Raw genomic sequence first — 19,537 nt, 5'->3', positions numbered from 1 at the left:
GGATGAACAACAAGGCGATCAACAACAAGATGGCCAGCAACAAAGTGACCAACAGCAAGATGGGCAGCAGCAAGACGGTCAGCAACAAGACAGCCAGCAGCAAGACGGTCAGCAACAAGACGGCCAGCAGCAAGACGGTCAGCAACAAGACGGCCAGCAACAAGACGGTCAGCAACAAGACGGCCAGCAACAAGACGGCCAGCAACAAGACGGTCAGCAACAAGACGGTCAGCAGCAAGACGGCCAGCAGCAAGACGGTCAGCAACAAGACGAGCCACAGAGCAACGATGCCGAAATGCAGGCTGATAGCCAAAATAGTGATGCTGGAGCGCTTGATTCTGCTCAACCAACGGAGCAGCAATCAGCCCAAGCTCAGCCAGCTGACCCTAACAGCACCGGCGAACAGGGCGCTGAGCAAGTCATGGCAACCAGTGCAAGTGATGAGCCCTTACCGCCAGAAATGGAACGAGTCTTACGCTCTTTAGCCGATGACCCACAAGTGTTGCTGCGCAACAAAATGCAATTGGAATATCAAAAACGCCGTCAACAAGGTCAAACTTCTAAGGACAATGAACAGTGGTAATTAGACAAAGAATATTGGTCGCGTTAATCGCACTATTTGCCATCTCGCCCGCATGGGCATTGAGCAGTATTGAAGCCTCGGTCGATCGAAATCCTGCTATTGAAGGTGAATATTTAGTCCTGACGGTCAAAGCAGATGATGATGTAAAAACTGCTAAGCTAGATACCTCCGCACTGCTAAGAGATTTCATTGTTGGTCGAACGAGTGTGAGTCGCAGTACTCAGATCGTCAACTTCGACTCTCGTAAAGAGACCCGTTGGCAAATTTTGATTGCCCCAAAAACCACCGGCCAATTGCAAATCCCAGCGTTAACCATTGACGGCATCGCTTCCCAACCCATTAATTTGCAAGTCGCACCGCAGGGCAGCCAACCGCAACAAGCTAAAAATCTGTTTATTCGGACGAGTTTGTCGACAGAGCAAGCCTATGTTGGCCAACTCGTTACCTATAAAGTTAAGTTGTTCTTAGCGGTAGAGCTGCAACGAGGCGTCTTAAGTGCACCAAATATCGAAGGAGCATCAATAAAGCAACTTGGCGAAGATGTCGATACCACCGAGTTAGTTAACGGTCGCCGCTACCGCGTTATTGAACGAACCTACGCGATTATCGCCGACAAAGCCGGTGACCTTGATATTAGCGGCGCAGATTTTCAGGGGGACGTGCTGGTGCAATCACAGCGCCGTGGTGGCATGTTCTCATTTAATGAAAGCCGGCCGATGCAAGCAAAATCTAGCCCAGCGACATTAACGGTTATGCCGATTCCCCCGCAGTACCACGGCCATTGGCTAGTCAGTGATCTCGTTGCCTTAAATGAAGACTGGCAGCAACAAGAAAGCTACGAAGTGGGCACACCGCTTACCCGCAGCTTTAATCTATTGGCATCAAATGCAGATGAAACCAGCCTACCCGAATTAGCGTTTAACCTACCTAAAGGGTTAAAAAGTTACCCCGAGAAAGCACAGCGACAAACCGTTGTACGCGATAAACAAGTTGTTGCGCAGATCAGTCAGTCGATTGCTATTGTTCCTACTCAGCCTGGTGAGTACACCCTACCCGCGATTGAAGTCCCGTGGTGGAATGCCCACACTCGCAAACAGGAACTCGCAAGCCTGCCCGCAAGAACAATTAAGGTTGTTGCGCCTGAAGGCAGTGTGGAGCCAAGCCCTTATGTTGCCGCGACACCTGCAGAAAAATCAGGATTAAGCCTATGGTTTTGGAGCACCTTAATTTTTGCAATATTGTGGCTGGTCACCTTAATTGCTTGGGTACGCCAACGTAATCAACCTAGGGTTGTAGCGCCTGTCGCAGACAAAAGTCACCCTCATACCAGTAACGAGGTGAGTTTGCAGCAAGCTTGTGAAAAAGGTGATGTCGGCAACGTATTGTTAATCTTGCAGCGCAATCTATCGGCTGCACGGGGCCAACAACTCAACCTCGCGCAGATAGCGGCATTATCACCGGCACTTGGCGCAGCAATTAGTGATCTACAAGCTGCCGCCTACAGCTCAGCGCATTCTCAAGCAGACTTTACTGCATTATTGAATGCCGTTGCATCGCTTGACAGCCAAACCTCGGTTGTTAAAAACAGCCCTTTGTCGCCACTAAATCCACAATAACCGCACAATAACATTCAATCGCAAGGGGTTAACTTTGGTTAACCCCTTGCGATTACTGCACCACACGTTAAGCTAATACGGCAAATAGTCACAATAAACTTATGTTCTTCAGCCAGTTAGATAAATATTGTTGAATATAATCACGATGACACTTTGAATACTATAATAAACAATAAGTTATCAAAGTATTACTACCAAGTTAGTTTTGGTTTATCGCTGCAAACGCTCACACGCGGGGTCACAATAATAAAAATGTTTAACTTTGGGCGAAATAAAAATTCTGAATCCTCGGTCAATTCAGACATGCTAAGTAAACAACGACGATACGATAGCCTTGTCAGGGCACTTCATGGTGATATTTATCGCTACGCATACTGGTTATGTGGCGACAAACACATTGCCGAAGATATCACTCAAGAGACTTTCTTAAGAGCATGGCGCTCTTTAGAGTCTTTAAAGGATAACAAAGCAGCGAAAGCATGGTTAATCACCATATTGCGCCGTGAGAACGCAAGGCGCTTTGAACGCAAGAAGTTTGACTACTCTGACGTAGAGCAAGAAACCTTAGAAGACAGTTTCTCGGTATCTACTGAAGAAAATGCTGAGCAACATCTGATCCGCCGTCAAATTGCTAAGCTAGAAGTAGAGTATCGGGAACCGCTAATTCTTCAGGTAATTGGTGGGTTTAGCGGTGAAGAGATTGCCGACATTCTATCGTTAAATCGTAACACCGTAATGACCCGTTTATTTAGAGCACGGAATCAATTAAAAGATTTACTCGATGAACCCCAAGTAAGAGGTCAATCCAATGGATGAGCTGAAATTTCGCCGCCAGGCCTATGAAAACCCTAATAGTGATGAGGCAGACTTTATTGCCGCAATGCAGGGATCTGAAGATCGTAAGGCGTTCGTCAATGACCTAAAGCAATTAGACAATCAACTAGAGCAAGCCTTTAAGGTACCAGTGCCCGAAGGCCTTGAGGCCAAGTTATTACTTAATCAGCAGTTGCACCAGCATCAACAGCAAAGACGCAAAACCGGTTTTACCCTAGCGTTAGTTGCCTCAGTCGCGTTTATTGCCGGTATCAGCTTTACCTTGTTGCGCATTGCACCGGTTGATCTTAACCAACATGCCCTCGCCCACGTGTATCATGAAGATGCGGCAATGACCAGTAACGAGCAAATAGGTTATGAGCAACTCAATGTTCAATTGGCCTCAATGAGTCAATCTGGTAGCGGTCACTTTACGCAGCAACCGGGTCGAGTGCTTTATAGCACCTATTGTGATTTTCAAGGTGTAAAAAGCCTGCATTTAGTCATGCAAGGTGAACAAGGCAAAGTCACGGTATTTATTGTCCCGGCAGAAGAGCGCATGCAGATGCAACAACAGTTTGCCGATCAGCGCTATCAAGGACTTGGATTTGAAACCGACAACACTTATATGTTGCTTGTGGGCGAGAATCAGCAAGATTTATCTAACATCAAATCCGAAATAAAACAAAGCTTCATATAAGCGACTAACATTGCCGTGACACTTTTCACGTGTCACGGCAAAGATCTGCGTCACAAATTGATTCAATATTGAGGTATTTATCAAACATGCTAGCATGTGAGCCACAATTTAAAGAATAACAATATGTGGCACTTGCATGACAATTGAACTTCCTATCCTGATAACCTTTGTTGGTTACCTCGTATTAATGATGGCAATCGGCTTATGGGCCTATAAAGCAACAGACTCTGTAGATGACTATATTCTAGGTGGACGAGGCATGGGGCCTGCGGTCACCGCATTAAGTGTGGGCGCATCAGACATGTCGGGCTGGCTGCTGCTCGGTTTGCCCGGCGCAGTCTATTTAGGTGGACTTGGAGAAGCCTGGATTGGCATAGGCTTGGTGATGGGGGCCTACCTTAATTGGCTGTTCGTCGCCAGACGCCTCAGGGTTTATACCGAATTTACTGACAACGCCCTCACGCTGCCTGACTTTTTTGAAAAACGCTTCAAAGATAACAAAGGCTTGTTAAAGCTAGTTTCTGCAGTCACTATTTTAATATTTTTTACCTTCTACGCCTCATCTGGCATGGTCGGTGGCGCGATCTTATTTGAAAAAGTCTTTGGTCTAGATTACACCTTAGCACTTATCATTGGTTCAACAATTATTGTGGCCTATACCTTTGTTGGGGGCTTTTTTGCTGTTAGCTGGACTGACTTTTTTCAAGGTTGCCTGATGCTAATCGCACTCCTTATTGTGCCAGTAGCCATATTTAGCCAACCAGAAACCCAACATGGACTGGATAACATTGATCCTGCCATGCTGCAGTTCTTTAGTAGTAACACCACCGCTATCGGACTGATATCACTACTTGCATGGGGACTGGGCTATTTTGGTCAACCGCATATTTTGTCACGCTTTATGGCGATCAAATCGGCAAACGATATTACCGTATCTCGCCGCATAGCCATGAGCTGGATGGTTGTCGCCCTGATTGGCGCTTTGGCAACGGGTATTGCAGGTAGCCTGTACTTTGCCTCAGAGCCTCTGACTAACCCAGAAACCGTATTTATCCACCTTGCCCATGCTGCGTTTAACCCTTGGATTGGGGGTCTACTGATCGCAGCTATTTTATCAGCGATAATGAGCACCATCGATTCACAGCTATTAGTGTGTTCCAGTGTTATCACCGAAGATTTCTACAAGAAATGGTTAAGACCCGCGGCAAGCAGTCAAGAACTGATGTTAGTTGGCCGTATCGGTGTGGTCGCAATTGCTATTATTGCCGGCATCATTGCACTTAATCCAGAAAGCAGCGTACTTGGCTTAGTCAGTTATGCCTGGGCGGGTTTTGGGGCTGCATTTGGTCCAGTGGTATTGCTCGCCCTGTTTTGGCAGGACTATAGCCGTAATGGCGCGGTGACGACTATTATTGTCGGTGCGTTAACAGTTGTTATCTGGAAACAACTTGAAGGTGGTATTTTTGACCTCTACGAAATTGTTCCAGGCTTCTTATTTGCCACATTATCAGGTGTCATTGTCAGCAAGCTTTCCGCACCAAGTGATGAGATAAAACAACAATTTAGAGTATTTACTTCAAAATTATAATTGGCTTATTTCAGCCGTCTGGACGGTTAAAAAACAAAATGGCGTACACGTGTACGCTATTTTTTTAATTTATTTTTACTGCCAGTATTTACAAACCTATAACCTTTAATCAAATAACGTAAAAACCTTAATTAGCCTATAGATAAGCGCTATAGACTCACTTTAAAACTACTGCGGTTTATTAGCGCAATCCCCCTCGATAAAATTAACATTTACGCAACCGATTTCGTCTTCTGGTCGGAGTTGTTGCGCCACTACTGCATCCCTAATATGCACTGGTCAAACAAGTGGCTAAGGCTCAGATGAGTCAAAATAGACTAATTTAAAACAACACGCTTTGGCCTAAAAATACAGAGATAATAATGATGAAAACCTTCAACAAGACGCTTTTAGCTGCAGCCATTACCCTGGCCAGCACTCAAACAATCGCCGCTGGCTTCCAGCTAAATAGCCAGTCTGCTACCGGTATTGGTCGTGCTTTCGCCGGTGATGCTGTGATTGCCGATAACGCTTCTGTGTTATCACGTAACCCAGCAGCGATGGCCATGTTTGATGAAAAACAACTGTCAATGGGTCTAACTTACGCCGATGTCGAAGTACAAGTTAGCGATGTAACTCATAGCACTGGTGCAAACTATGGCAGTGTCGATGACGCCGCTGAAGCAAAGATCATCCCAAATTTCTACTACGTTAGCCCAGTGAACGATAAGTTCGCCTACGGCGTCGCCATGTTCAGTAATTTTGGTACTGGTACCGACACAACTGAGCTGCCAAACAATATCATCGGCGGCTTATTGCCAGCACCTATTGATTTGTTAGGTAAAACTGAAGTCACCACCATCAACTTCAATGTCAGCGCCTCTTACCGCTTTAACGACCACTTCAGTGTCGGTGCTGGTGTAGATATCATTTACGGTGAAGGCACACTGACCCGTGGCGGTGCGACCCCAAGTTTAGGTGGCCCTCAGCATGTGGATTTAGTTGATGTTGACGCTGATGGCGTAGCATTCGGTGGTATCGTAGGCGCTGTCTACGAGTTTAACGACAATCACCGTATTGGTGCCAGCTATCGCTATAGCCCAGACTTTAAAGCCACTGGTGATATCAGTATGACTGACCCAGTTGCTGGCGCAATTAAGTTTGATGAAATCAACATCCCTATGCCGAATATCTTCCAAGTAGCGGGTTTCCATCAGCTAACCGAACGTTTTGCTTTGCATTACACTGCGCAGCTAACTACTTGGGGTGACTTCCATGAGATCACTGTTCACGATGGTACAATTGGCGGCAACCCAGTAGCACCAGAAGCGAGTCTAAAAACTTATGCTTGGGATGATTCATGGTTGTTCAGTGTCGGTGGTACCTACACTCTAAATGATAGCTGGACACTGCGTGCTGGTTATATGCATGACACTGGTGTTGTGGGTGAAGTTAGCTCTATCTCAATTCCAGACTCAGACCGTAACTGGTACACCGCAGGCGCAACCTATAACCTGTCTAAGCACACTAGCTTAGATTTTGGTATCGCCTTTGTTCGCGGTGAAGATGTAGGTCTGATTGAAAACAGTGCGCTTGTGGGTGATATTCACGCTACAACACGCTCAGATGCGACCTACTACTCTATGCAGTACAACTACAAGTTCTAACATAACTGACACTTGAAATAATCAGCAGTGGCAGTTTGATCACCACTGCCGATAAAAAAGCCGCCAAAGTTTGGCGGCTTTTTTGTACTTATGGCATTTGTTTTCTAAAGTTATAGATAAACCTATAAAAATTGACAACAGATATGGCAAAAGTAATTGGCCTAGGCGGCATTTTTTTCAAGAGTAAAGATCCTGCCACATTAGCCGAATGGTACAAAAAATATTTGAACATCCCCATCGAGCCTTGGGGTGGTGCGGCATTTTATTTAGACCGAATGACACCTGAAAACAGTGCAGGATATAGTGTGTGGACGCCTATGCCTGAAGACACGGATTATATTCAGCCTAGCCAGAATCGATTTATGTTTAACCTAGTTGTTGACGATCTTGATGGCGCGTTAGATCAGGTCGCCGCCGGTGGCGCAGAAATTATTGCCGAAACAGAAGAGTCTGAGTTTGGCCGTTTTGGCTGGTTCATTGACCCTGAAGGCAATAAGGTTGAACTGTGGCAAACCCAGCCGCTGGATCAAACCTAATCACCGCAATAGCTTAATTTATTTTAACAAATCACTTTTGCCCTAGCTTTGTCTAACTTTGCAGATTATGCTGAATTGATCGTTTGCTCGACTGTCAATGATAGAGGATACCATGCAAAGAAACCTTCCCCTTGCGGCCACCCTATTTGGTCTGCTGTTCATCATCGGCCTAGTGCTATTGTCACAGGGCATCGGGTCCAGCCTCCTTAAAATGCGGGAAATGGAGCGTACAGTAACAGTAAAAGGTTTGGCAGAAAAAGAGGTCAATGCCGATATTGCCATTTGGCCAATCCGTTTTATTGAAGTCGACAACAGCTTAGATAACTTATATCAAAGCGTACAAACCAAAACGGATAAAGTGGTCGCCTTTTTGAAAAAACAAGGCTTTAGCGAAGCAGAGATTTCGCAATCGTTACCCTCTATTGAAGACCGCCAAGCCCAAGGCTATGTCGATCCCAATGTTAAGTTTCGCTACGCTGCTAAAGTGACCATCTCTCTTTATACCAAACAGGTAGATAAGCTACTCGCCACCCAAAAGCAGATGCTTGACCTTGCCAAAGAAGGGATTGCTATCTCAAACCAAGATTATGATAATCGCACCCAATTTCTGTTTACTGGCCTTAATGAAGTCAAACCAGAGATGGTGCAACAAGCAACCCAAAATGCCAGAGAGATTGCCACCAAATTTGCCATCGATTCTGAATCTAAACTGGGCAAGATAAAAAATGCGTCTCAAGGGCAATTTAGCATTCGTGACCGAGACAGCAATACCCCCTACATCAAACAAGTCAGGGTAGTCTCAACCCTCACCTACTATCTAAATGACTAAAGAATAACGACCGAGCGGCAGCCTATTGGCTATTGATTGCTAAGCTGCCGTGCTAAGAGAGACTTAGCCGTTCAATGACCAAACGCTGCTCACCGTATTATTACCAAGCTCGCAATGCGCTGTTGCGCATAATGGCACGTGATGGCGCAATGATCGATTCATCCCCCCTATCACGTATAATCAAAACACTGGCTAAGCAATCCGCTTCAAGATAATCTATCTGTTTTCAGCCACGATAAAGTCGGCATTGCGCCCAAAACCACTAGGTTGAATAATTTAAGGAAATCACAGTGACTCATATATCCAACACTCATTTTAGTCGTCTTATCAGCTTAATGGTGTTAGCCCTAGGGCTGCTTTTACTCGCCAATAACGCCTTAGCTCAAGACAAAGATCCGGCGCATGCTTGGCAGATGATAGAAGATGGCGCACTCATTGTAGATGTGCGCACGGCCGAAGAGTTTGCCGCCGACCATCTCGATAACGCCATTAATATTCCGTTTGAACAGATAACGACAGAGTTTAGCAGCCGTAATATCGATAAAAACCAAGCGGTAGTGGTGTATTGTCGCAGTGGTCGACGTAGCGGCATCGCACAGCAAGCGCTCACTGAAGCAGGCTACGCTCATACCTATAACGGCGGTGGCTTGGTGCAACTGCAGCAAAACAAACCATAGCCTTAACCCTAGCCCTAGCCAATTTCTTACTCTACACACGCCGCCGCTCCTTCGTGGCGTGTATTTTGTATCGGCAACACTCAAGTATGCTATCCCGCTTTAATGAACCACAGCGCTGCCACCCTTTAGCCCACAAATAGATTTTCACGACAGGCCTCACCCATAGGTGATATAATTACTGCCATCTTTATCTGAATACGTGTGCTCATGACCCAAGTAAACAATCCACTGCATGGCGTTAAGCTAGAAAATTTATTAAACGACTTAGTTGATCATTATGGCTGGGAAGAGCTAGGACAACGGATAGACATCCGCTGTTTCAATCACGACCCAAGTATTAAGTCGAGCCTTAAGTTTCTGCGCAAGACCCCTTGGGCCAGAGAAAAAGTCGAGTATTTGTACCTTAAAATGACGAAGCAGCCACTGCCTAAACGTAAACCCAGCAATGAAGCCACTGCCGAGCGCAACAGTGCAATGGTAAAACAACGCCAAAGCACGCCTCGCTCAGATGATCAAAATGAATCAAGTAAAGCCCAAGTGAATAGTCACATTTGGGGTGACAACTAACCGTAGGCGACAGCGGTATAAAGCGAAAACGATCAGCAAGTGAAACACGGTAAGCTTACAACAGCATTTCACCCCTAACGCCTGAGTATACTGCTATCTCAGGCTTTTTGTTGGCAACTTAGATAGGAAACTCAAAAATGAGTCGCCAGGCTTGTACGCCATCGCCTGCACGCACACTGAGCCCTAACCGATCAATCCCCATCCACTCCCAAAGTATGGGTTTAGAAAACGCTAAGGTCGCGCCCACTTCTAAACTATGAGACACCACCACATCATCGCCAAAGGGCATCACAAAACGCAGTTTGTCGAAATACCAGTAACCCACCGCAAAAATTCTAGGTTCAACATCCACCCCGAGCCAATCCCAGCGCCAATGAATATTGGTGCCGATATCAATCCCTGACTGAATGGCGGAGTAAGTTTCTGTTTGCTTACCATCGAAACTACGGTAGCCAGCAAAAAACAGTCGATTAACCCAAACCGGACTATTCTGTTTGTAGTCGATATCAAGCAAACTTGAAATACCTGCTGACATAATGGCCACATCGGTGCCAGAGCTAAAGTTATTGCCATAGCCCAAATCAAAGTAGCTTTGAAACTCATGATCTTGTGAAGTGCGCTTGCGGTATTCAATGCCCGGCGTAAAGGTCATGGTTCCCACGCTATCGGGCAAGCCCTCTTGCGGGAGATCGCTCCATTTAAAATTGAAAAAACCAAACGATACAGGGGTTTTTAAGGTCCAAGACTCTAACTCATCACCGGATAATTTCCAGCTTAAGGGAACATTGACCACCGTGGCATTTTGACTGGAGGTACGATAAATACCACTGCCAAGATAGTTGGCAAAGGCATAATGGGTAAAATCTTCTTCGGCGTATACTGTGGGCGCAAGAATGAGCAGAAAAGCGATGATAAATTTCAATAGCATAGTCGATGATGGCCAACGTCATATGCTATTGAATATAGCGGCTAACATATTGAAAATCTAGCCGCAATTTACAGTGGATTTAAAAGAGGTGTCTAAAGGGCGTCTTTAACTTGCATCATCTTCATTAAAATGATGCTCTGACATCATATGCCCTAGCTGAGTAGATTTAGTTTTTAAGTAATCTTCATTATAACGGTTCTTACCAACTTGCAATGGCACTCGCTCTGCAACTTGCAAACCCATCGACTGCATCGCTTTCACTTTGCGTGGGTTGTTGGTCATCAACTTCACTTGCGATACACCAATCTTCTCCATCATAGGTAAGATCATATCGTATTTACGCATGTCAGCGGCAAAACCTAGCTTCTCATTGGCTTCAACCGTATTGGCACCGCAATCTTGCAGTTCATAAGCGCGAATTTTATTCAGTAAACCAATACCACGCCCTTCTTGGCGCAAATAAAGAATGAAGCCACTGCCATTCTCAGCAATATTTTGCATTGCTGTTTGGAGTTGGAAACCACAATCGCAACGTAAACTAAATAAGGCATCACCCGTCAAACACTCAGAATGGATCCGTCCAAGCATTGGCTTGTCTTGTTCCATCTCACCAAACGTGAGTGCCACATGTTCTTTACCCGTTTCAGTATCTTCAAAACCATGCATGGCAAACACGCCCCAAGGCGTGGGTAGTTTTGAAGTAGCAACATACTTAATCGACATGAAATAACCTTTACAGCTCGCCCAACAATGGCGAAGTTATGCGACACCCAACGAAACCGTGTAGATTTCGTATTTAGGCGACGTATTCTATTGGTTTTTACACTGGAGGGAAATAGCTTCACAGTCTATTTGACTGCATTACCACCTACAGTTTGGGCTAAAGCATACGCCTCGCGATGCCAAACTACTATGACACCGCTCACGCTACTTAACGCCTTGTTATCTATCAGAACGATTTTGGCGCAAAGCCGGTGACTTTAGTGATGCCCATTTCTCGGCCCAAAGCCGTCATTGGGTGGACAACAACCAAACCTTTGACACTTGCCTTGAGCTTGCCCATATCGGCTTGCTCTGCTTTAGTAAGCGCGCGATTAAACGGCAATGAACGCACATCGGCGCCCTTTTTGTTTAGCTGTCTAGTTTGCTGACCTTTTACATTGGCAATACGCTTAGTAAGCGTCGCAATTTCCTGCTTAAATTGTAAAATAACCCCTTGATCGCCTCGCTTTTCAGCGGCATCAAGTTTACGGCGAAATTTATCGAGCTTATCGTTTAACTGCTGCAGTTCTTGCTTTAAATTCATGACTTGCCTTAACAATGACGTCTATCCTGTCTCGACATTCACCTCATGTTGATGAGCTTAGCCGAGCGCGTAATTAGCTTAGTATACCACTAATGTTAAAGATGGTGGATCACCTGATTACTGCTACCACAATAGGGTAAACTGGGATCGGCTAAGTCTTGTTCAAACTTACCGTCTACCAGAACATCGACGTAGGCTAGTATCGCGAGTTGTTCTGGGCTCAACTGACTTCTTGTATAGCCGGTCCACATCCAGATATCTTTCTCTGGCACCGCCTGTTTCACACGCTGAACCAGATCTAATATGGCAGACAAATTGGCGGGATATAATGGATCGCCACCACTAATCGACAAACCGCGACGCTTAATTCGGCTATCGCTTAAGTCAGCAATGATGCGGTCAATCATCTGATTGTCAAACTCATGGCCATTGTTAGGGTTCCAGGTTGATTGGTTGTAGCAACCACGACATTGATGTTCGCAACCGGATACAAATAACGTCGCTCTGGTACCCGGCCCATTGACAACATCGACAGGAAAATACTGATGGTAATTCATTTTCATTTGCTCTGACTAAACCAAAAAAGGCGCCAATGCGCCTTTTTTCGATATACGCTGGATTTGATAAGCTTATAGATGCTTAATACGACGCTTAACTTCTTCTTGCTTACCATAGTTAAACGGTCTTGCATCTGGGCTACCAAGATAACCACACACTCGACGAGTCACCGATACACGGCTTGGTTCATGGTTACCACACTTAGGACAAGTAAATCCTTTGCTGGTACAGCCAAATTCGCCGGTATAACCGCAATCGTAACATTCATCAATTGGCGTATTGGTTCCATAATATGGCACACGGCTGTAGCTGTAATCCCATACATCTTCTAGCGCTTCGATATTGTTCTGCATATTTGGATATTCGCCGTAGCAGATAAATCCGCCATTGGTTAACGCTGGATACGGCTGTTCAAAATCCAACTTGTCGTACGGATTCACCTTCTTTTCCACATCTAAATGGAAGCTATTGGTGTAGTACCCTTTGTCGGTTACTCCGTCGACTAAACCAAATACTTTAGTGTCTAACTTACAGAAACGGCTGCATAGGTTTTCACTTGGCGTGCTATACAAACTGAAAGCATAACCACTTTGTTCACGCCAGCGCAGTGTCGCTGCTTTCATGTGCTCAATAATGGCAATGGCTTTAGCGCGCAAAGTCTCGCAGTCATATACGTGAGTTTGATTACCATAAAGTGCATTAATGGTCTCATGCAGGCCAATGTAGCCAAGAGAGATGGATGCGCGGCCATTCTTGAAAATATCAGAAATGTCATCATCTGCACGCAAGCGCACACCGCACGCCCCTTCCATGTATAGAATCGGTGCAACACGCGCTTTCACGCCTTCTAAACGCGCTATACGGGTGTCGAGCGCTTGCTTTGCAGTCGCAAGTCTTTCATCCAACAGGGCAAAGAACTTCTGCTCATCACCTTGCGCTTCTAGCGCGACTCGCGGCAAGTTCAAACTCACCACACCTAAATTGTTACGCCCTTCATGTACCAATTCACCATCTTGCTCATAAGTACCTAGGAAGCTACGGCAACCCATTGGCGTTTTAAATGAACCGGTGACTTTTTCAACTTGTTCATAGTTGAGAATGTCTGGGTACATGCGCAGTGACGCACATTTTAGCGCAAGCTGTTTAACATCGTAGTTGCAGTCGCCTTGCTTATGATTAATGCCATCGCGAATCGCAAATACCAGTTTTGGGAACACGGCAGTTTTGCGGTTTTTACCTAAACCGGTAATGCGTACCTTCATCATAGATGATTGAATAAGGCGTGACTCCCAAGAGGTACCTAGGCCGAAACCAAAAGTGACAAACGGCGTTTGACCATTGGCGGTGTGTAAGGTGTTGACCTCATACTCCAATGACTGAAACGCATCGTGACACTCTTTCTCAGTTTGCTGTGTGGCAAACGCTTTCGCGTCAGTAATGCCCCAAGTCAATGCAATTTGGTAGTGCTTGTCATAGCTTTTAGCTACATACGGCGCCAACACTTCATCGATGCGATTGATGGTGGTGCCACCGTATATGTGGCTAGCCACTTGGGCAATAATTTGCGCCGTAACAGCCGTTGCCGTAGAGATAGATTTAGGTGTTTCAATCTCCGCGTTACCCATTTTGAACCCTTGGGTCAACATGCCGCTAAGGTCAATTAGCATACAGTTAAACATTGGGAAAAATGGCGCATAGTCGAGATCATGGTAATGGATCTCACCGGCTTCATGAGCTGATACCACCGCTTTAGGCAGAATATGGCGAGTGGCATAGTGTTTAGCCACTATACCCGCGAGCAGATCACGCTGGGTTGGAATCACTTTAGAATCTTTATTGGCATTCTCGTTAAGTAACGCCGCATTGCTTTGCTCAACAAGGCCGCGGATCTCACGATTTAAACGGCTGTTGCTTTCACGGTGTTTATCACGATCGTGACGATACTCAATATACACCCGTGCAAGAGACTTATACGGCCCTTCCATTAATTGGTTTTCTACCGCATCCTGCAGATCATGAATATCAATTTCTTCGATGTTTTGTAGTGAGTCTGCAACCGTTTGCGCTACGGTCTGTGCGTAACAATCATCTTCAATACCTGCTGAGTTCGCTGCAGCTATCACAGCATCTCTAATCCTTGTTTCGTCAAATGGCGTGCGGTACCCATCCCGCTTAATAACTACTGGCATTACGATTGTTCTCCTCAATTGGAAGCTTTTTAAACACCATATATAGTGTCTAAAACTATACTTGGCACAACATATTGCGCATTAAGCTACAAACCGAGAATAAGTACATTGATCCAGATCATAGTTTAGGGGATGGTTTTTAACTACGAAAAATTACTGCAAACGAGGCCACTTAACAGTAAATAGTGGCTTGACGATACCGGTCAAGCAAGCTAGATGCAGGACAACATTGGTAAAAACTGTGGATAAAAAACTACATTTTAAGCGAAGCAGTTGGCTACCCTGTATTATCGTCACCAATATCACGATTGCAGCAAACAGATAAGCTGATTAACAGGGATGATAACTGAGAGAAATTAGGCTTTTCTCGCCACTGGCGTTGAGTGCAATGGCGATGAAGTCGCTCAATCACTATGGCATAAACAGCGGGTTATCTCGCGAGAGCCAAGTAACTTTTTAGCTGGCCAACATCTTGCTGACTCTCACCCATTGAACTGGCTAGCTGCATTACTCCCCGCATGGTTTGCCATTGCTGACGGTCTTGCTCGCTCATATCAACATCGGCATTGATGAAAACTGATAATTGAGCGGACACCCGTGCTGCTGTTTGGCTGGTTTGTTTACTACCAGCTTGGTCCATCTGATTGAGCACACTTTGGGCATCGTCAAGTAATCGACCCATTATCTGGTCGCCCTCATCGTCGCCTAACTGGCTACGTTGCGTCTCTATAAACTGCTTTAAATCTGCTTGATTGGCTTCAGGCGTAGGAATATCAAAACCAGCTTGTGACAAACGATTCAATTGACCATCTGACAAAATACCATCTTGATGCAGACGCTGGATCAGTTTGGGAAGCTTCTGTGCATCGAAGCTGCCATTGGCGAAGAAATCTTGTGCCATCGATTCTATCTTCTGTGCCCGTTGTGCCCGAGGTGATAAAGACACCTTGGCATCATTGGCGCTGACTTGCTCATGTTCAGGCTTAGCTTGCGATAGCTTATCTTTGGTATCAACGGCTTGTTGCTTTTGCGTTGCTAAGCCATATTGTTCAGCCAAAGCGGGCTGAGTGGTTAATTGATTTGCCAGTGATCCAATTGTATTCATCGTCAAAAAGCTGTCTTTTAAAATGGTATAGCCCCAATCAAGCATGAACCGTGCCTAATTGGGGATATGACAAGCCAACCGCTGATTTTTTGCACGTTAACTGGCGTTTTTATCCACTATGGTCATTTCTAGCAAATGTGCCACCTGCTCAACCGCGCGTTCACCGGCCAAGATTGCCTCTTCGGCGCGATGAAACTCCATCGTGCCAATATCACTGACATCTGGGGTAATGATTACATCTGGTGGGTCGCCCATTAATCTGACGCGTTTATGTCGCTGCTCAAGAATATCCATCGATTGCGACATGACCGCTAACATCCCTGGCGCATTATGTTTAGACAAGGTGAACTTATCGGTCAATCCAGTGACATAATCACGGCCTCGGGCAAACAAGTCCATAAACCCACCCTCTTGATGCTCATCGGCTTGCACCAATTCCGCCTTGGTCGGCTTGTTGCTGGTCATGGACACCGGCACCGCCTGCATGCGAGTTCGACGCTGCGCATTGAGATCGACCGCAATGACAATATCCACTTCCATCGCTCGACTCACAGACACCGGAACAGGGTTGACCACCGCACCGTCAACCAACCAGCGCTCACCCACTTTAACCGGCGGTAAAATGCCCGGCATGGAGCATGACGCCCGCACGGCATGGCGTAAATCGCCCTCGCGAAACCAAATCTCTTGCCCAGAGTAAAGGTCGGTGGCCACGGCCGCAAAAGGTCGTTTCATCTGCTCGATACTTAAGTCACCAATTTTGTTCTGCATGACATCAAATACTTTTTCACCACCAATCAGTCCACCTTTACGCCAACTGACATCGAGCAGGCCAAGCACGTCCCAACTTGAAAAACTGCGCACCCATTGCTCCAAATCGGCTAAATGGTCTTCTGCATAGGCCGCACCGACCAGCGCGCCTATTGAGCAACCCGCAATTTTATCCGGCGCAATACCCAATTTTCGTAAACCATTGAGCACCCCAATATGCGCCCAACCTTTCGCTGCGCCGCTACCAAGGGCAATACCAATCGTTGCCATTCACTCTCTCCTAATGCAGGCATAAAACCCGTTTTATCTCTACGCCAAGCTCAATTTCTGGCGAGCAATGAGATCCATTGACTCACAGTGACCCAAAATAGTCGCCTTGCTTATGGTCATTATTTTGCTAAAACCTAAGCAAATGCACAAATATAATCCCAATGAATGCTTTGCGTTGATAGCCCAATTGCCAGTCTCGCTGTATAATAACTGACTTGCCCAATAAAAACGCCACACAGACATCACTATCTTGATGCGTTGTCGCCCGCTTATTGACTAGCTGGCTGAGCAAATTGGGACCAATCAAATTAGCGCAAAAGCGCACGATTAAAGCCGTGGTTGGCAGACTTTACTTTGGAGTACACCTTTGCAATTTACCGAATTTTCACTTGATAAACGCCTATTGACTAGCCTTGAGCATATGGGGATCAATCAGCCCACCGAGATCCAGTCAAAAGCGATTCCAGTTGGTTTATCTGGACGCGATCTAATGGCATCGTCAAAAACTGGTTCAGGTAAAACCTTGGCGTTTTTACTGCCGGCAATGCAGCGCGTGATCAGCACTAAAGCCCTTAGCAAACGCGATCCCCGTGTACTCATCCTGTTGCCGACTCGAGAGTTGGCCAACCAAGTCTATGCTCAGTTGCGTTTATTGGTCGCCAATACGCAGTATAAAGCGATGAAGATTCTCGGCGGTGAGAACTTTAATGATCAAGCCAAAGGATTAGCGAGAGACCCACATTTTGTTGTCGCGACCCCGGGCAGATTGGCCGACCACTTATCTCAGCAACACTTATACCTTAATGGGTTAGAACTGCTGATTTTAGATGAAGCAGACCGTATGCTCGATCTCGGTTTTGCCGAGCAACTTAAGGCAATTAATGCCGCAGCCGATCACCGTCGTCGTCAAACCTTAATGTTTTCTGCCACCCTAGATCATGGTGAAATTAACGACATTGCTGCAGAGTTGCTTAAAGACCCTGAACATGTTGCTGTGGGCCAGTCCCATGTTGAAAACCAAGATATTACCCAGAAGATTTACCTGGCAGACCATTTAGATCATAAAGAAGCGCTGCTCAATCATGTGTTAAAGCAGCAAGAACACAAACAAGTGATTATTTTTACTGCCACACGTGATGATACCGACCGTTTGGCGGCTAAGCTGACAGAGCAGGGCTTTAACACCAGCTCACTCAGTGGCAACTTGAAGCAAGCTGCCCGCAATCAGATCATGGATCAATTTAGCCGTGGCCAACAACAAATCTTGGTGACTACCGATGTGGCTTCTCGTGGTTTAGATTTATTAAACGTGTCACTGGTCATCAACTTCGATATGCCAAAATTTGCTGAAGAGTATATTCACCGCATTGGGCGTACTGGTCGAGCTGGCGCCAAAGGTGATGCAATATCGCTAGTAGGTCCTAAAGATTGGGATAACTTTAAGAAGGTACAAATATTTCTTAAAAAGCGCTTCGACATTAGCGAAATTGAAGGTTTAACCGCCAAGTTTAGTGGCTTAAAGGACAAGCCAAACAAAGCTAAAAAGTCAGCAAAAACGGCAAACAAAGGCGGCAATAAGTCAGCAGCAAATAAACCCGCTAAAGCCAAGAGCAAAGATAACCGTGATAAGCGCTTTATTACTGGTGTTGATGTGGGTGATGCGCCAATGCTGCGCAAGCCTAAATCAAAATTACAGGAAACCCCTGAATAGCGAATACTGGCCAACGACTGTGTTTTAGTCGCTGGCAATAAGATTATTTTATGGCGTATGTTTGAAACCTGCGCCTCGGTTCATCTCGGGTTACACTGAACCCGACAAGTAACAATTAAATTAGGGTCAACATGAGAGTTTGTGGCGTAGAGTTAAAAGGTGGCGAAGCCATCATCAGTCTTTTAAGTTATGAAGGTGAAACCTTTAATGTACCGGAGTGCAGAACACGGTCATTAACGATTTCAAACTCAGCGAAAACAGAGTCAATTCGTGAGTTTCATTTCGCGTTCAATAAACTAATGCAAGACTATAAAGTCGATGAGATTGTGGTCATTGAGCGTGAGCAAAAAGGCAAACTGGCCGGTAGTGCCACCAGCTTTAAGATGGAAACCGCCATTCAACTGTGCAGTATTCCGGTGACATTAGCGTCGCCGGTGGCAACGAAAGAGCAGTTAAAGCGTAATCCACCACATGTTGATTTTGAAGGCTTGAACCTTAAACGTTTCCAAAAAAATGCCTTTGAAGTGGCTTATGCCTATCAAAATAAACTGATCTTTACTAAAGAAGATTAATTAACAAGGGCGAGCGTAGCTCGCCTTTTTTTCATTGGGTCTTCAATGCAATCACCTACACTGACTTACCTGCAAGGTTATCCCAGCCAGCTTATTGAACAAGTACAACAACTTATCAATGAAGATAGGTTAGCCTCTAGTTTGCAAAAGCGTTATCCAGAAGTCCACCAGCTCAGCAGCGACAAAGCCTTATATGACTACACCATGGCGTATAAGCAACGTTATTTAAAGCGCTCGTCACCATTAAATAAGGTACTGTGGGATGACAAAATCACCTTGAAAAAGCAAGCCTTGGGCCTGCATAGTTATATCGCCAAAAATCATGGTGGCAAAACCAAATCTAAAAATGAGATCCGTATATCTTCAAAGTTAAAACGGGTGCCAGAGCCTTTACTGCGTATGGTGGTGGTACATGAGTTAGCTCACCTGAAAGAAAAAGATCACAACAAAGCTTTTTATCAACTTTGTTGCCATATGGAAGCAGATTATCACCAGCTTGAGTTTGATTTGCGGTTACTGCTGACGCTTGAGGATTTAGATGCTAACCCCTATTAGTCTCGCTAGTATCACCT

19 protein-coding genes and 1 pseudogene are annotated in these 19,537 nt (G+C 45.6%); 13 read left to right on the top strand and 7 right to left on the bottom strand.

From position 1 onward, the window contains the following. The 10 genes and pseudogenes from L865_RS25730 to L865_RS0112475 all read left to right on the top strand — a co-directional run. Positions 1–583 (top strand): annotated as a pseudogene (locus L865_RS25730) (hypothetical protein); the annotation flags it as partial. Then, a complete protein-coding gene (locus tag L865_RS0112515) occupies positions 577–2,199 on the top strand; it encodes a BatD family protein (RefSeq protein ID WP_028773560.1) in 1,623 nt (540 codons plus the stop codon). The pseudogene L865_RS25730 and the gene L865_RS0112515, both read left to right, overlap by 7 nt. Before the next feature lie 252 nt (positions 2,200–2,451). Continuing rightward, positions 2,452–3,015, top strand: coding sequence for a sigma-70 family RNA polymerase sigma factor (locus L865_RS0112510; RefSeq protein ID WP_028773559.1), 564 nt, complete (start codon positions 2,452–2,454; stop codon positions 3,013–3,015). Further along, positions 3,008–3,712 carry a DUF3379 family protein gene (locus L865_RS0112505; RefSeq protein WP_028773558.1) on the top strand — a complete coding sequence of 235 codons (705 nt, stop codon included), beginning with the start codon at positions 3,008–3,010 and terminating at the stop codon, positions 3,710–3,712. Before L865_RS0112510 ends, L865_RS0112505 begins: the two co-directional genes overlap by 8 nt. A gap of 136 nt (positions 3,713–3,848) precedes the next feature. After that, the gene (gene putP, locus L865_RS0112500) at positions 3,849–5,300 is read left to right on the top strand and encodes a sodium/proline symporter PutP (RefSeq protein WP_028773557.1); all 1,452 of its coding nucleotides are present in this window, start codon (positions 3,849–3,851) and stop codon (positions 5,298–5,300) included. A 365-nt stretch (positions 5,301–5,665) separates the two neighbouring features. Further along, a complete protein-coding gene (locus L865_RS0112495) occupies positions 5,666–6,946 on the top strand; it encodes an OmpP1/FadL family transporter (protein ID WP_028773556.1) in 1,281 nt (426 codons plus the stop codon). 143 nt (positions 6,947–7,089) lie between these two features. Further along, positions 7,090–7,482: a VOC family protein gene (locus tag L865_RS0112490; protein WP_028773555.1), complete on the top strand. Its 393-nt coding sequence runs from the start codon at positions 7,090–7,092 to the stop codon at positions 7,480–7,482. Positions 7,483–7,594: 112 nt separating this feature from the next. Beyond that, on the top strand, positions 7,595–8,311 hold the full coding sequence (locus L865_RS0112485) for an SIMPL domain-containing protein (RefSeq protein ID WP_028773554.1): 717 nt from the start codon (positions 7,595–7,597) through the stop codon (positions 8,309–8,311). 290 nt (positions 8,312–8,601) lie between these two features. Beyond that, positions 8,602–8,988 carry a rhodanese-like domain-containing protein gene (locus L865_RS0112480; protein ID WP_028773553.1) on the top strand — a complete coding sequence of 129 codons (387 nt, stop codon included), beginning with the start codon at positions 8,602–8,604 and terminating at the stop codon, positions 8,986–8,988. Positions 8,989–9,195: 207 nt separating this feature from the next. After that, the gene (locus L865_RS0112475; RefSeq protein ID WP_028773552.1) at positions 9,196–9,555 is read left to right on the top strand and encodes a VF530 family protein; all 360 of its coding nucleotides are present in this window, start codon (positions 9,196–9,198) and stop codon (positions 9,553–9,555) included. A 118-nt stretch (positions 9,556–9,673) separates the two neighbouring features. On the opposite strand, the gene L865_RS0112470 is transcribed toward L865_RS0112475, so the two are convergent. From L865_RS0112470 to rssA, 7 genes are all read right to left on the bottom strand, one after another. Then, positions 9,674–10,483 (bottom strand): hypothetical protein, encoded by an 810-nt coding sequence (locus tag L865_RS0112470; protein WP_028773551.1) that lies wholly within the window; start codon positions 10,481–10,483, stop codon positions 9,674–9,676. 105 nt (positions 10,484–10,588) lie between these two features. Then, positions 10,589–11,206 (bottom strand): GTP cyclohydrolase II, encoded by a 618-nt coding sequence (gene ribA, locus L865_RS0112465; RefSeq protein ID WP_028773550.1) that lies wholly within the window; start codon positions 11,204–11,206, stop codon positions 10,589–10,591. Between the two features lie 226 nt (positions 11,207–11,432). After that, complete coding sequence (locus tag L865_RS0112460) at positions 11,433–11,789, bottom strand: YibL family ribosome-associated protein (protein ID WP_028773549.1); 357 nt, start codon at positions 11,787–11,789, stop codon at positions 11,433–11,435. 95 nt (positions 11,790–11,884) lie between these two features. Continuing rightward, positions 11,885–12,346 carry an anaerobic ribonucleoside-triphosphate reductase-activating protein gene (nrdG, locus tag L865_RS0112455; protein ID WP_028773548.1) on the bottom strand — a complete coding sequence of 154 codons (462 nt, stop codon included), beginning with the start codon at positions 12,344–12,346 and terminating at the stop codon, positions 11,885–11,887. A gap of 72 nt (positions 12,347–12,418) precedes the next feature. After that, a complete protein-coding gene (gene nrdD, locus L865_RS0112450; RefSeq protein ID WP_028773547.1) occupies positions 12,419–14,536 on the bottom strand; it encodes an anaerobic ribonucleoside-triphosphate reductase in 2,118 nt (705 codons plus the stop codon). A gap of 430 nt (positions 14,537–14,966) precedes the next feature. Continuing rightward, positions 14,967–15,641 carry a hypothetical protein gene (locus L865_RS0112445; protein WP_028773546.1) on the bottom strand — a complete coding sequence of 225 codons (675 nt, stop codon included), beginning with the start codon at positions 15,639–15,641 and terminating at the stop codon, positions 14,967–14,969. Positions 15,642–15,737: 96 nt separating this feature from the next. Next, positions 15,738–16,682, bottom strand: a complete 945-nt coding sequence (gene rssA / locus L865_RS0112440; protein WP_028773545.1) for a patatin-like phospholipase RssA — start codon at positions 16,680–16,682, stop codon at positions 15,738–15,740. 367 nt (positions 16,683–17,049) lie between these two features. On the opposite strand from rssA, the gene L865_RS0112430 reads away from it, so the two are divergent. From L865_RS0112430 to L865_RS0112420, 3 genes are all read left to right on the top strand, one after another. After that, positions 17,050–18,393: a DEAD/DEAH box helicase gene (locus tag L865_RS0112430; protein WP_028773543.1), complete on the top strand. Its 1,344-nt coding sequence runs from the start codon at positions 17,050–17,052 to the stop codon at positions 18,391–18,393. Positions 18,394–18,524: 131 nt separating this feature from the next. Beyond that, positions 18,525–18,965 (top strand): DUF3010 family protein, encoded by a 441-nt coding sequence (locus L865_RS0112425; protein ID WP_028773542.1) that lies wholly within the window; start codon positions 18,525–18,527, stop codon positions 18,963–18,965. A gap of 45 nt (positions 18,966–19,010) precedes the next feature. Next, a complete protein-coding gene (locus L865_RS0112420) occupies positions 19,011–19,520 on the top strand; it encodes a M48 family metallopeptidase (protein ID WP_028773541.1) in 510 nt (169 codons plus the stop codon). Positions 19,521–19,537 lie beyond the last annotated feature (17 nt).

The organism is Shewanella waksmanii ATCC BAA-643 (assembly GCF_000518805.1).
GTDB classification, from domain to species: Bacteria; Pseudomonadota; Gammaproteobacteria; order Enterobacterales; family Shewanellaceae; genus Shewanella; species Shewanella waksmanii.
This window is presented reverse-complemented; position numbering and strand designations above follow the sequence as displayed.

What these genes read in the sequence shown, in the direction of transcription:
- L865_RS0112460 (WP_028773549.1), bottom strand. Translation starts at nt 11,789, where the DNA reads ATGAATTTAAAGCAAGAACTGCAGCAGTTAAACGATAAGCTCGATAAA.
- L865_RS0112420 (WP_028773541.1), top strand. Translation starts at nt 19,011, where the DNA reads ATGCAATCACCTACACTGACTTACCTGCAAGGTTATCCCAGCCAGCTT.
- L865_RS0112485 (WP_028773554.1), top strand. Translation starts at nt 7,595, where the DNA reads ATGCAAAGAAACCTTCCCCTTGCGGCCACCCTATTTGGTCTGCTGTTC.
- L865_RS0112470 (WP_028773551.1), bottom strand. Translation starts at nt 10,483, where the DNA reads ATGCTATTGAAATTTATCATCGCTTTTCTGCTCATTCTTGCGCCCACA.
- rssA (WP_028773545.1), bottom strand. Translation starts at nt 16,682, where the DNA reads ATGGCAACGATTGGTATTGCCCTTGGTAGCGGCGCAGCGAAAGGTTGG.
- nrdG (WP_028773548.1), bottom strand. Translation starts at nt 12,346, where the DNA reads ATGAATTACCATCAGTATTTTCCTGTCGATGTTGTCAATGGGCCGGGT.
- L865_RS0112505 (WP_028773558.1), top strand. Translation starts at nt 3,008, where the DNA reads ATGGATGAGCTGAAATTTCGCCGCCAGGCCTATGAAAACCCTAATAGT.
- L865_RS0112510 (WP_028773559.1), top strand. Translation starts at nt 2,452, where the DNA reads ATGTTTAACTTTGGGCGAAATAAAAATTCTGAATCCTCGGTCAATTCA.
- ribA (WP_028773550.1), bottom strand. Translation starts at nt 11,206, where the DNA reads ATGTCGATTAAGTATGTTGCTACTTCAAAACTACCCACGCCTTGGGGC.
- L865_RS0112495 (WP_028773556.1), top strand. Translation starts at nt 5,666, where the DNA reads ATGAAAACCTTCAACAAGACGCTTTTAGCTGCAGCCATTACCCTGGCC.
- L865_RS0112445 (WP_028773546.1), bottom strand. Translation starts at nt 15,641, where the DNA reads ATGAATACAATTGGATCACTGGCAAATCAATTAACCACTCAGCCCGCT.
- L865_RS0112475 (WP_028773552.1), top strand. Translation starts at nt 9,196, where the DNA reads ATGACCCAAGTAAACAATCCACTGCATGGCGTTAAGCTAGAAAATTTA.
- L865_RS0112490 (WP_028773555.1), top strand. Translation starts at nt 7,090, where the DNA reads ATGGCAAAAGTAATTGGCCTAGGCGGCATTTTTTTCAAGAGTAAAGAT.
- L865_RS0112425 (WP_028773542.1), top strand. Translation starts at nt 18,525, where the DNA reads ATGAGAGTTTGTGGCGTAGAGTTAAAAGGTGGCGAAGCCATCATCAGT.
- nrdD (WP_028773547.1), bottom strand. Translation starts at nt 14,536, where the DNA reads ATGCCAGTAGTTATTAAGCGGGATGGGTACCGCACGCCATTTGACGAA.
- putP (WP_028773557.1), top strand. Translation starts at nt 3,849, where the DNA reads ATGACAATTGAACTTCCTATCCTGATAACCTTTGTTGGTTACCTCGTA.